Origin of the sequence: Streptococcus sp. SG1 (assembly GCF_030439935.1) — a bacterium.
Taxonomy (GTDB): Bacteria; Bacillota; Bacilli; order Lactobacillales; family Streptococcaceae; genus Streptococcus; species Streptococcus gordonii.
Genome location: NZ_JAQFJC010000012.1, coordinates 45590 through 58085 on the forward strand (window position 1 = coordinate 45590; position 12496 = coordinate 58085).

14 protein-coding genes are annotated in these 12496 nt (G+C 39.2%); 11 read left to right on the forward strand and 3 right to left on the reverse strand.

The window, feature by feature from the left end; translation table 11 throughout:
- Positions 1–47 precede the first annotated feature (47 nt).
- The 8 genes from ftsA (at position 48) to ileS (ending at position 8822) form a co-directional block, all read left to right on the forward strand.
- The gene (gene ftsA, locus PCY06_RS10100) at positions 48–1427 is read left to right on the forward strand and encodes a cell division protein FtsA (protein WP_053794841.1); all 1380 of its coding nucleotides are present in this window, start codon (positions 48–50) and stop codon (positions 1425–1427) included.
- 16 nt (positions 1428–1443) lie between these two features.
- Positions 1444–2703, forward strand: a complete 1260-nt coding sequence (gene ftsZ, locus PCY06_RS10105) for a cell division protein FtsZ (RefSeq protein ID WP_045773856.1) — start codon at positions 1444–1446, stop codon at positions 2701–2703.
- 2 nt (positions 2704–2705) lie between these two features.
- Entirely contained in the window at positions 2706–3377 is a 672-nt protein-coding gene (locus PCY06_RS10110; RefSeq protein WP_082307111.1) for a YggS family pyridoxal phosphate-dependent enzyme, read from the forward strand.
- A 9-nt stretch (positions 3378–3386) separates the two neighbouring features.
- The gene (locus tag PCY06_RS10115) at positions 3387–3956 is read left to right on the forward strand and encodes a cell division protein SepF (RefSeq protein WP_008809103.1); all 570 of its coding nucleotides are present in this window, start codon (positions 3387–3389) and stop codon (positions 3954–3956) included.
- Position 3957: 1 nt separating this feature from the next.
- Positions 3958–4224: a YggT family protein gene (locus tag PCY06_RS10120; protein ID WP_012000152.1), complete on the forward strand. Its 267-nt coding sequence runs from the start codon at positions 3958–3960 to the stop codon at positions 4222–4224.
- Positions 4221–5015, forward strand: coding sequence for an RNA-binding protein (locus PCY06_RS10125; RefSeq protein WP_082307110.1), 795 nt, complete (start codon positions 4221–4223; stop codon positions 5013–5015). The genes PCY06_RS10120 and PCY06_RS10125 overlap by 4 nt, the downstream gene beginning before the upstream one ends.
- Before the next feature lie 9 nt (positions 5016–5024).
- Entirely contained in the window at positions 5025–5765 is a 741-nt protein-coding gene (locus tag PCY06_RS10130) for a DivIVA domain-containing protein (protein WP_008809100.1), read from the forward strand.
- 264 nt (positions 5766–6029) lie between these two features.
- The gene (gene ileS, locus PCY06_RS10135; protein WP_082307109.1) at positions 6030–8822 is read left to right on the forward strand and encodes an isoleucine--tRNA ligase; all 2793 of its coding nucleotides are present in this window, start codon (positions 6030–6032) and stop codon (positions 8820–8822) included.
- A gap of 137 nt (positions 8823–8959) precedes the next feature.
- Here ileS and PCY06_RS10140 read toward each other — a convergent pair whose 3' ends face one another.
- On the reverse strand, positions 8960–9415 hold the full coding sequence (locus tag PCY06_RS10140) for a MarR family winged helix-turn-helix transcriptional regulator (RefSeq protein ID WP_045501900.1): 456 nt from the start codon (positions 9413–9415) through the stop codon (positions 8960–8962).
- Between the two features lie 22 nt (positions 9416–9437).
- Here PCY06_RS10140 and PCY06_RS10145 point away from each other — a divergent pair, with 22 nt between their 5' ends.
- Positions 9438–9875 carry a GNAT family N-acetyltransferase gene (locus PCY06_RS10145; RefSeq protein WP_082307108.1) on the forward strand — a complete coding sequence of 146 codons (438 nt, stop codon included), beginning with the start codon at positions 9438–9440 and terminating at the stop codon, positions 9873–9875.
- A 36-nt stretch (positions 9876–9911) separates the two neighbouring features.
- Here the strand turns inward: PCY06_RS10145 and PCY06_RS10150 are convergent, their stop codons facing one another.
- On the reverse strand, positions 9912–10211 hold the full coding sequence (locus PCY06_RS10150) for a DUF1827 family protein (protein WP_045773849.1): 300 nt from the start codon (positions 10209–10211) through the stop codon (positions 9912–9914).
- A 98-nt stretch (positions 10212–10309) separates the two neighbouring features.
- Positions 10310–10762: an NUDIX hydrolase gene (locus PCY06_RS10155; protein ID WP_301390563.1), complete on the reverse strand. Its 453-nt coding sequence runs from the start codon at positions 10760–10762 to the stop codon at positions 10310–10312.
- Between the two features lie 159 nt (positions 10763–10921).
- Here PCY06_RS10155 and PCY06_RS10160 point away from each other — a divergent pair, with 159 nt between their 5' ends.
- Positions 10922–11812, forward strand: a complete 891-nt coding sequence (locus tag PCY06_RS10160; RefSeq protein ID WP_082307107.1) for a YafY family protein — start codon at positions 10922–10924, stop codon at positions 11810–11812.
- Positions 11813–11871: 59 nt separating this feature from the next.
- A complete protein-coding gene (locus tag PCY06_RS10165) occupies positions 11872–12477 on the forward strand; it encodes a GyrI-like domain-containing protein (protein ID WP_082307106.1) in 606 nt (201 codons plus the stop codon).
- The last annotated feature ends 19 nt before the right edge of the window (positions 12478–12496 follow it).

The following is a 12496-nucleotide window of genomic DNA, read 5'->3' on the forward strand; positions in this document are numbered from 1 at the left end:
AGTTGTCGATAAAGTAGGAAACTCGGATGATAGAGAGGAATGATGTAATGGCTAGAGACGGCTTCTTTACAGGATTAGATATAGGAACTAGCTCCATTAAAGTATTAGTGGCTGAGCACATCAATGACGAAATTAATGTAATTGGTGTTAGTAATGCCAAAAGTGCTGGTGTAAAAGACGGAATTATTGTAGATATAGAGGCAGCAGCTGCTGCTATTAAAACAGCAATTGCTCAAGCAGAAGAAAAAGCGGGGATTTCAATCAAAGTAGTTAATGTAGGCTTGCCTGCGAACTTACTACAAATTGAGCCTTCACAAGGAATGATTCCTGTTACAAATGATGCCAAAGAAATCACAGATATTGATGTAGAAAATGTTGTTCGGTCAGCTTTGACGAAGAGTATGACCCCTGATCGGGAAGTAATCACATTTATTCCAGAGGAATTCATCGTTGATGGTTTCCAAGGAATTCGCGATCCTCGCGGTATGATGGGGATTCGTTTAGAAATGCGTGGTTTGCTCTATACTGGTCCGCGTACTATTCTTCATAACTTACGTAAAACTGTGGAACGTGCAGGGGTTCAAATTGAAAACATTATTATTTCACCACTTGCAATGACAAAATCAGTTTTAAACGAAGGTGAACGTGAATTTGGCGCCACAGTCATCGATATGGGTGGAGGCCAAACAACAGTAGCTTCTGTTAGAAATCAAGAACTTCAATACACCAATATCTACCAAGAAGGTGGCGATTATGTCACAAAAGATATTTCTAAAGTTCTTAAGACTTCTCAAAAACTAGCTGAAAGTTTGAAGTTCAACTATGGTGAAGCTTATGTACCAGCAGCTAGTCAAGAAACATTCCAAGTTGAAGTCATTGGTGAAGTTAATCCAGTTGAAGTAACAGAAAGTTACTTAGCTGAGATTATTTCAGCACGTTTGAAACATGTCTTTGAGCAAATTAAGCAGGATCTAGAAAGAAGACACTTGTTAGATTTGCCAGGTGGAATCGTGATCATCGGTGGTGGCGCTATCTTACCAGGTGTTGTGGAATTGGCTCAAGAAATTTTTGGAGTTCCAGTTAAACTTTATGTTCCAAATCAAATTGGAATTCGAAATCCAGCCTTTGCTCATGTGATTAGCTTGTCTGAATATGCTGGAAACTTGACGGATGTTGATGCTTTGGCTCAGGCAGCCGTTCAAGGTAATGAGATGTTGCGTCAGCAACCAAGCAATTTTGTACGTCCGCTCCAAACGCAGTCTATCAATCCTTCTCGTATTACTACTCAAAGAGATCCACTACCTCAGGTAGAAGCTGAAACTAGAGTTGAACCTGCGATTGAAGTGGCGCAAAGCCAAGAACAAGAAACAAAGACAGAAAAATTAACAGATCGTGCCCGTAACTGGTTAGGCAATCTGTTTGATTAAAGGAAAGGGTTTAAATATGACATTTTCATTTGACACAGCTGCGGCTCAAGGCGCAATCATAAAAGTAATTGGTGTCGGCGGTGGCGGTGGTAACGCTATTAACCGCATGATTGACGAAGGTGTTGCTGGCGTTGAGTTTATCGCTGCCAATACGGATGTTCAAGCGTTGAGTAGTACAAAAGCTGAAACAGTTATCCAGCTTGGTCCAAAATTAACACGTGGACTTGGTGCTGGAGGACAGCCTGAAGTAGGTCGTAAAGCTGCTGAAGAGAGTGAAGAAGTATTGACAGAAGCTCTTTCAGGAGCAGATATGGTCTTCATTACGGCTGGTATGGGCGGAGGTTCCGGTACTGGAGCCGCTCCGGTTATTGCTCGCATTGCAAAAGGTTTGGGAGCTTTGACTGTTGCAGTTGTAACTCGCCCATTTGGCTTTGAAGGAAGCAAACGCGGTAATTTTGCAATTGAAGGAATCAATGAGCTTCGCGAGCATGTCGATACTCTGTTGATTATTTCAAATAATAACTTACTTGAGATTGTCGATAAGAAAACACCTCTTCTTGAAGCTTTGAGTGAAGCTGATAATGTTCTTCGCCAAGGTGTCCAAGGGATCACTGACTTAATTACTAGCCCTGGTTTGATTAATCTTGACTTCGCAGATGTTAAGACTGTCATGGCTGATAAGGGTAATGCCTTGATGGGTATCGGTATTGGTAGTGGTGAGGAGCGTGTGATTGAAGCAGCTCGTAAAGCAATTTACTCACCACTTCTTGAAACAACTATTGATGGTGCTGAAGACGTGATTGTCAACGTTACTGGTGGTCTGGATATGACATTGATTGAGGCTGAAGAGGCTTCTGAAATTGTAAATCAAGCTGCTGGACACGGAGTAAACATCTGGTTGGGTACTTCAATTGATGAAAGTATGCGTGATGAAATTCGCGTGACTGTGGTTGCCACAGGTGTTCGTCAGGATCGTGTTGAAAAAGTTAGCGGTATTCGTTCGCCAAAACGTTCACATAACGAGCCTGTTCGCGAAACTCGTAGTCATCATTCTTATGATAGAAATTTCGATTTGACTGAAACAGTTGAAATTCCAAAAACTACTCGTCAACAGCCAGAGAAAAAACAAACTTCAGCTTTCGGTGAGTGGGATTTGCGCCGTGACAATATTGTCCGTGAAACACAAGGTGGTTCTAAGCCAACTGTAGAAAGATATACAGATAGTTCATCTGATGATGATGAATTAGAAACACCTCCGTTTTTTAGAAATCGCTAAAAATGGATTTACAAAAAAATAAGGATCAAGTTTTTGCAGCAGTAGCTGAAGCTACTCGAAAGGCGAATCGTCCTGAAAATTCAGTAAGTATTGTAGCTGTCACCAAGTATGTTGACAGCTCTACTGCTAAAGAGCTGGTAAAAACAGGAGTAAAACATATCGGTGAAAACCGAGTAGATAAATTCTTAGAAAAGTACCAGTATTTAAAGGATGAGGAGTTGACTTGGCATTTAATAGGGACGCTTCAGCGTAGAAAAGTTAAGGAAGTTATTAACTGTGTTGATTATTTCCATGCTTTAGACTCTCTCAAACTAGCCGAGGAAATTGAAAAGCGGGCAGAACATACTATTAAATGCTTCTTGCAAGTCAATGTGTCAGGTGAAGAAAGTAAGCACGGTTTTGCGGTGAATGAGATAGAAGCTGTTTTACCTGCTTTAGAAAAACTTGAACATCTTGAAATAGTGGGGATTATGACTATGGCTCCCATAGACGCTGGAGAAGAAGACTTAGAAAAAATATTCCAAGCGACCCACGAACTTCAGAAAAAATTACAAAATAAACAAATAACTAATATGCCCTTTTCTGAGATCAGTATGGGAATGAGTCGAGATTTTGCAACTGCAATTGCTAACGGGTCAACATTTGTGAGAATAGGGACATCATTTTTTAAATAGGGAAGAACCATGTCATTAAAAGATAGATTCGATAAATTTATAGAATATTTTACAGAAGACGGAGATGACGTACAGGTTGCAGAATCTAGAGTCCAGCAACAAGCAGTAAAGCCATCTAATTCACGTCCTGCTCAGCAGGAACCGGTTAGAGATATTAAACAGCCTCGTTTAGTGTCTAGCTCGTCTCAACATGTGACTAATACACCGTCATCTAATGAGAATATTACACGTTTGCATGCTCGTCAACAAGAGTTAGCTCAAAATCATTCAGTTGCGACTTCAGAAAAAGTAACGATTGATGTTCGTTATCCTAAAAAATATGAAGATGCACCTGCAATTGTAGATTTGCTTCTCGCAAATGAAAGTGTTTTGATTGATTTCCAATATATGACAGAAGTGCAAGCGCGTCGCTGTATTGATTACTTGGATGGCGCTAAGCAAGTCCTGATGGGGAATCTCAGAAGAGTTTCTGGCACTATGTACCTCTTGACTCCAGTAAATGTCGTGGTGAATATCGAGGATATTAAATTGCCTGATGGCGTGCATAGTGAATTTGATTTTGACATGAAGCGCAGATAAGATGTTATTTATTATAAACTTTATCTTATTATCAGCGAGAATTCTTTCGCTGATTCTTGTTGCATATGCTCTTATGTCATGGTTTCCTGGTGCTTATCAGACGTCTCTAGGGCAACTCGTTCTAAGAATTTCAGAATCTATCTTGAAACCTTTCCGTCGCCTACCACTTCAGTTTGCTGGTTTGGATTTGACAGTTTATGTTGCTGTACTTTGTATCCATTTCGGTAGCCAATGGCTTGTTCAGATTTTGCTCTCGGTACTTGCATGACAAGGGGACATAAAGAAATCTTTCAACACTATTCTGCGGAAGATCATGCTTTCCTAGATAAAAGTTTGGAATTGATTCAGCGGGTTGAGGATACATACAGTATAGAGGTTACTTCTTTTATTAATCCTCATCAGGCTAAAATTCTTGAAAGTCTTGCGAACAAATATCAATTACAAACTTTTGTCAGTAGTGACTATTTTCCTAGTGAATGGGTCAGGGTAATAATTGCACCTTCCTATTACCAATTAGATAAAGAAGATTTTGATTTGACCTTGCTTGAAATTGTCTATCCTAGTAAATTTCAGCAACTAACTCATTCTCAAATCTTTGGGACTTTGATGAACCGATTAGGATTGGATCGTCGAACTTTTGGTGATATTCTGGTGGAAAAGGATAGGGCTCAGGTTCTAGTAGATAAAAGGTTTACTCAATTTTTTATAGATCATATCTCTAAAATTGCTAAAACTCCTGTTAAACTAAAAGAAGTTGGCTTTGAGAGGCTTTTACGAGTGCAAGAGGCTCAGGTTTCTAAAGAGATTCTTGCTTCGAGTATGAGATTGGACAAATTGATTGCTAGTAGCTTTAAACTATCTCGGAATGATGCCTCCCAGTTGATTTTTGGGAAACACGTGAAAGTAAACTATTCTATTATTGATAATCCCAGTTATTTAGTTGAATTAAATGATTTGATTAGTGTCCGTAGATTTGGAAGATTTAAAATAGTAAAAGAAAATGGCTTCTCTAAGAATGGGAAGCATAAATTAACGATTCAAATACAATCTAGTAAATGAGGAAAAAATATGGCTCTTACATCATTAGAAATTAAAGATAAATCCTTTAGTACGAAATTTAGAGGTTACAATGTTGAGGAAGTAGACGAATTTCTTGATATTGTAGTTCGCGATTACGAGGACTTGGTTCGTGAAAATCATAATAAAGATGCACGCATTAAGAACTTAGAAGAGCGTTTAACTTATTTTGATGAGATGAAAGATTCTCTTAGTCAGTCTGTTTTAATAGCACAAGACACTGCTGAAAAGCTTAAACAGGCTTCTCAAGAAAGATCTGATAACATCATGCGTCAGGCTGATCAAGAAGCGCAACATCTTTTAGACCATGCTAAGTTCAAGGCAAACGAAATTTTACGCCAAGCAACTGATAACGCTAAAAAAGTTGCGATAGAAACAGAAGAGCTGAAAAATAAGGCTCGTGTCTTCCATCAACGTCTTAAGTCAACAATTGAAAGTCAATTGAGCATTGTTGATTCATCTGAATGGGAAGAAATTCTTCGCCCGACAGCAACTTATCTCCAAACAAGTGATGATGCATTCAAAGAAGTTATTCAAGAGGCACTTGGTCAAACAATGACGCCTTATGTAGATGACGAATCTGAAGTAACTCGTCAATTTTCACCAGAAGAGATGGCTGATTTACAGCAACGAATTGCTGAGTCAGATGGTGACTTGTCTGAGACGAGAGTTATGGAGGCTGTTCCAGAAGCAACAGAAGAAAAAACTTCTGAACCTGTTGATATCCTATAAGAAAGAACTGTAAAAACACAAATTAACCAATATATTCCTAGCGAGCAAGTGGTGGTGTAAGACTTGCAATCCCTATTAGTTGATTTATCATTTTACAATATCGTATTTGAAATTAGTAAAATACGACGTTTCTTCCACGTTACGGAAAAAGAGGGATAGTAATAGTAGTGGCTATTTTCTATCTAAACAAAGGTGGTACCACGATTTTCGTCCTTTTTGCGAGTCGTGGTTTTTATTTTGTCATTTTAAATTAAAGGAGAAACAATGAAACTTAAAGAAACCCTTAATCTTGGGAAAACAGACTTTCCAATGCGTGCTGGTCTTCCAACTAAAGAACCAGTTTGGCAAAAAGAATGGGAAGAAGCAAAACTTTACCAACGTCGTCAAGAATTGAACCAAGGAAAACCGCATTTCACCTTGCATGATGGACCTCCGTATGCAAACGGAAATATCCACGTTGGACACGCGATGAACAAGATTTCTAAAGATATTATTGTTCGTTCGAAGTCTATGTCTGGATTTTACGCACCTTATATTCCTGGTTGGGATACACATGGTCTGCCAATCGAGCAGGTATTGGCAAAACAAGGTGTTAAACGCAAAGAAATGGACTTGGTTGAGTACTTGAAACTTTGCCGTGAGTACGCTCTTTCTCAAGTTGATAAACAACGAGAAGACTTTAAACGTTTGGGTGTTTCTGGTGACTGGGAAAATCCTTATGTGACCTTGACACCAGACTATGAAGCAGCTCAAATCCGTGTCTTCGGTGAAATGGCTAAAAAAGGTTATATCTATCGTGGTGCCAAGCCAGTTTACTGGTCATGGTCTTCTGAGTCAGCCCTTGCTGAAGCGGAAATTGAGTACCATGATTTGCTTTCAACTTCCCTTTACTATGCTAACCGCGTCAAAGACGGAAAAGGTGTGCTAGATACAGATACTTATATCGTCGTATGGACAACTACGCCATTTACCATTACGGCTTCTCGTGGATTGACAGTTGGAGCAGATATTGATTATGTAGTCGTACAACCAGCTGGTGAATCTCGTAAGTTTGTGGTTGCTTCAGAATTATTAAATAGTCTTTCTGAGAAATTTGGTTGGGCTGATGTGCAAGTCTTGGCGACCTATCGTGGTCAAGAATTGAACCACATTGTGACAGTCCACCCATGGGATACAGCTGTAGATGAGTTGGTGATCCTTGGTGACCACGTTACGACTGACTCTGGTACAGGTATTGTCCATACAGCCCCTGGTTTTGGTGAGGACGACTACAATGTCGGTGTTGCTAACGGTCTTGAAGTTGCTGTAACAGTTAACGAACGTGGTATCATGATGGAGAATGCAGGTCCTGATTTTGCAGGTCAGTTCTATGACAAGGTTGTTCCAACTGTTATCGAAAAACTTGGTAATCTCCTTCTTGCTCAAGAAGAAATCTCTCACTCATACCCATTTGACTGGCGTACGAAAAAACCAATCATCTGGCGTGCAGTTCCACAGTGGTTTGCCTCAGTTTCAAAATTCCGCCAAGAAATCTTGGACGAAATTGAAAAAGTGAAATTCCACTCAGAATGGGGTAAAGTGCGTCTTTACAACATGATTCGTGACCGTGGTGACTGGGTAATCTCTCGTCAACGTGCTTGGGGAGTTCCTCTTCCTATCTTCTATGCAGAAGACGGAACGCCAATTATGACAGCTGAAACTATTGAGCACGTGGCTCAACTCTTTGAGGAACACGGTTCTATCATCTGGTGGGAATGTGAGGCTAAAGACCTCTTGCCAGAAGGATTTACCCATCCAGGTTCACCAAATGGTGAGTTCAAGAAAGAAACGGATATCATGGACGTATGGTTCGACTCAGGTTCTTCATGGAATGGAGTTGTGGTCAACCGTCCAGAACTCAAATACCCAGCTGACCTCTACCTAGAAGGTTCTGACCAATACCGTGGTTGGTTCAACTCATCACTTATCACATCAGTTGCTAACCATGGCGTAGCGCCATACAAACAAATCTTGTCACAAGGTTTTGCCCTTGACGGTAAAGGTGAGAAGATGTCTAAATCTCTTGGGAATACGATTGCTCCAAGCGATGTTGAAAAACAATTTGGTGCGGAAATCTTGCGTCTCTGGGTAACAAGTGTGGACTCAAGCAACGATGTGCGTATCTCTATGGATATCTTGAGCCAAGTCTCTGAAACTTACCGTAAGATTCGTAACACTCTTCGTTTCTTGATTGCTAATACATCTGACTTTAACCCAGCTGAGGACGCAGTAGCTTACGATGAGCTCCGTTCAGTTGATAAGTACATGACTGTTCGCTTTAATCAGCTTGTTAAGACTATTCGTGATGCCTATGCAGACTTTGAATTCTTGACAATCTACAAGGCCTTGGTGAACTTTATCAACGTTGACTTGTCAGCCTTCTACCTTGACTTCGCTAAAGACGTTGTTTACATTGAAGGTGCCAAATCACTCGAACGCCGTCAAATGCAGACTGTTTTCTATGATATTCTTGTGAAAATCACCAAACTCTTGACACCAATCCTTCCTCACACTGCGGAAGAAATCTGGTCATATCTTGAGTTTGAAGCTGAAGACTTTGTTCAATTGTCAGAATTGCCAGAAGCGGAAACTTTTGCTAATCAAGAAGAAATCTTGGATACATGGGCAGCCTTCATGGGCTTCCGTGGACAGGCCCAAAAAGCCTTGGAAGAGGCACGTAATGCCAAAGTAATCGGTAAATCACTCGAAGCACACTTGACAGTTTACCCAAATGAAGTGGTGAAAACTCTTCTTGGAGCAGTGGACAGCAATGTGGCTCAACTTTTGATCGTGTCTGAATTGACCATCGCAGAAGGACCAGCTCCAGAAGGCGCAGTTAGCTTCGAAGACGTAACCTTTACAGTTGAACGCGCTACAGGTGAAGTTTGTGACCGTTGTCGTCGTATTGATCCAACTACTGCTGAACGTAGCTACCATGCAGTTATCTGTGACCACTGTGCAAGCATTGTAGAAGAAAACTTTGCAGATGCGGTCGCAGAAGGATTTGAGACAAAATAATTAATTTCTTAAAACAATAAAAACGGCTTTGCCTTTAAATGGCAAGCCGTTTTTATATAAACTAATTCTATTTTATATTGTTGGATATTGGAATAAAATCCATAGTTGCATTTGCAACTATAGTGTGCTATACTAGATTATAATCTAGGAGTGCTTATTTTAGATAAAATGTTTTGGAGCTGAAAGAGCTCAGAAGAGGTCAGTTGCTGCAGTGCCTGACTGACGTAGCTATTTTCAAAGCCAATCAGTTGGTCATAGAGTTTGAGAGCCTGACTACTAGGATAGAGCTCTTTGAATTTCTTATTTTGAGCTTTGGTCTTTTTGATAATAAGCCCTCGATCTTCCAACTTTTGTAAAGATCTGCTAAGAGTTGTTTTATCAATCTGGACCATTTCTGCTAGTTGAGATTGTGTCATCCCTTCATTCTCGACGATGCGAATCAGAAGTAGAAACAGATTATTGTCAAGCCCGTAGTTACTAGCTTCCTGATTCATTTTCATCATGGCCTGTCTTGAAATGAAACCCATTTGTCTGAAAAGTTGACGGTAATCCATAGGAACTCCTTTGTAGTTGCATTTGCAATTATTATACATTAAAAGTTTGGAGGAAACAAGTATGTGGTGGAAGAAAAATTTAAGTGAGCTGGATGTGATAGAATTTTATCAAATCCTAAAACTACGAATTGATACTTTTGTGGTGGAGCAGGAGCGAATCTACCATGAATTAGATGCGAAGGATCTAGAAGCAGTACACGTTTTTCATACTAATGAAGGCGAAGAAATTGACGCTTATGCTCGTGTCTTTGTGGAGGGTGAACATCTAGTCTTTGGTCGAGTTGTTACAGCTAAATCTAGTCGAGGAAAAGGATTGGGAGGACAGCTTATCAGAGAAATTCTGAGTTTCTGTGCCGAAAAATGGCCAGGAAAGGAAATTAAAATTGAGGCACAAGAACAAGTTGTTGAACTCTATGAGAAATACGGCTTTGAGGCAGTTGGTCAGCCCTTTCTATTTGAGTCAACACCTCACCTTACCATGGTTTATAAGGCAGATTAAGTTGTTATAAAAGAATAAAAAAATAAGCTTAGAAGCTTATTTTAATGGAATTGAAATTTCAATGAGTTTGTCAGCATAGATTGTTTGAATACCGGCAGCATCAATCGCTTTTGTATCTATTTTTCTTTTGAGGAAGAAGTCACGAATTTTTTCAATTTCTTGTTCACGCACTGCACGGTGTGTATTTGCAATCAGTATTTCATAATGCTTGGGTGCTTGGGTAAAGACAACATCGGTATTGCCAGCTGAGTAAGTCTCAACTAAAGTAGCATCAGTACTTTCAAGCTGACTTTGAATGAGAACCGCATGGCTATTAGTTGTATTGATAAGCTTCATAAGATCTCCTCCTGTATGATGATCTACTATTAATTATAACACTTATGAGATAAATTGTGAAATATCCTACGAAGTTAGACATGAAAAAATTGGCAAAATTATTTTGCTTGATGCTCCATTTTCCACATCTCTACGCCCCATTTATGGCTACCTCTTTTGAGTTTTTCAATTGCTTCATCAATTGGGAACCAAGCAAGTTGATTGAAGTCTTCTAGTGGTTTTTGAGATTGCTCAAATGAAGTGGTTTCGTAAATGTAAGCTGGATTGTAAAAGTATCGGTCTCGATGCCTTGAGTAAAAATATTCATCCGCTTGACCATAATATTTACCAATTTGAGCGGTAAATCCTAATTCTTCTATTAATTCACGCTCTAAGGCAGATAGGTGATCTTCACCTTCTTCAATTTCTCCTCCTGGAAGAAACCAAGTCCCATTAGGAGCCTGAACAAGGATGATCTTATCATTTTCTTGGTTAGGAATGACTGCGTAAACACCATATCGATTACTATATTCAACGCCTTCTTTTTTTTGTCCAAATGTCGCTATTGTCATGTTGAATCCTTTCCTTCTTTTACTAATATCATAAGGCAGAAAGCGCTCCCTGTCAAGGTTTACTGTATAGGAAAGTTAAAAAGAAAGTAGCCGAAATATCTTATTTTAATCTCTTACTTGAGATGTGTTACAATAGGTTTAAGGTAAGGAAGTGAAATTATGACAACTCATCGTTTATTTAGAATTTTATATTGTTTATTAGAAAAAGAGAGAGTCACTGCCCCAGAACTTGCTCAGAAAATGGAAGTATCAGTACGGACAATTTATCGTGATATAGACCGTCTAAGTGGAGCAGGTGTCCCAATATATTGCAACCCGGGAAAAGGTGGAGGAATTTTTCTAATGAACTCTTTCGTTTTAGATAAAAGCCTGTTATCAGAAGCAGAAAGAGAAGATGTACTCTTATCACTTCAGGGATTGGAGGCTTTAAAAGGTGAAAGCCAAGCTCTAGAGAAGTTACAAAGTCTTTTTCAAGCGAGTACAGAAAATTGGATTCGTGTTGATTTTACAGATTGGCGAAATCAAAAATATCAAGCAGATCTTTTTGACATAATCAAACAAGCGATTTTCCAAAAATGCTTGATCAGTTTCCTCTATAGGGGGCAGGAGAAAGAAGAAACTCGAATGGTTGAGCCTCTGCAATTGCTCTTTAAAAGTCAGGCTTGGTATCTATATGGTTTTTGTAGGAAGAAGCAAGATTTTCGCCTTTTTAAACTAAGCAGAGTCAGTCAATGTCAGATATTGCCGGAAACATTTGAAAGAAAAACAGTCCAACTGGCCATCAATAAAGAGAAGGTGAAGGAAGAACTTGTTAGCCTTACATTAAAATTCGACAAAAGTCAGGCTTTTCGTGTCTATGAAGAATTTTCTGGTCAAATTAGACAGGACCCCGATGGCAATTTACTAGTAGAAACGGAATTTCCAAAACACAGTAGTTTGTACTCTTATCTTTTATCTTTTTTGGATAGTGTTGAGGTGTTAGAGCCACTTGAAGTTCGGCAAGAGCTTGCCCAAATTGTTAAAACTATTTCACAAAAATACAAAACTTGACAGATCCTGTCAGGTTTTTCTTGCTATAGTATAGATAGAAAGATGAAAGGAGTAAACAAATGAAATACGAATGGAGAAAAGCAGAGAAAAGCTTATACGGTGTGAAGGCGAGTCCGAAAGTAGTTGAGGTTCCTCAACAGTCCTTTATCATGCTTGATGGGACAGGGAATCCCAATCTTCCTGGTTTTGCAGAAGAAGTTTCAGCTCTCTATGCTTTGGCTTATGCCATAAAAATGGATTATAAAAAATCTCATACCAATCAAGAGATTCAGGATTTTACGGTTTATCCTCTTGAGGGGATTTGGCAGCAAAAAGAGCAAGGAGAACTGGTCAAAGAAGAGTTGATTTATACCATTATGATTGCTCAGCCGAGTTTTATCAGCAAAGAAATGGTAAAAGAAGCGCTTGAAAAAGTTAAGGTAAAAAAACCAAATGCTCATTATGAAAAGATTCGTTTTGAGACTATCAAAGAAGGAAAATGTTTGACCATGCTTCACCTTGGTTCTTTTGATAGTGAACCCCTTTCTTTTGCAAAAATGGATGAATTTTGTAAAGAAAATTTCTTGAATAGAAGATCTCTTTTTCATAGAGAAATATACTTAAATAATCTTAATAGAACTTCTCCAGATAAGTTGAAAACGATCCTTCGCTACCAGGTAGAATAAAAGAAAACTCCAGCCTAAA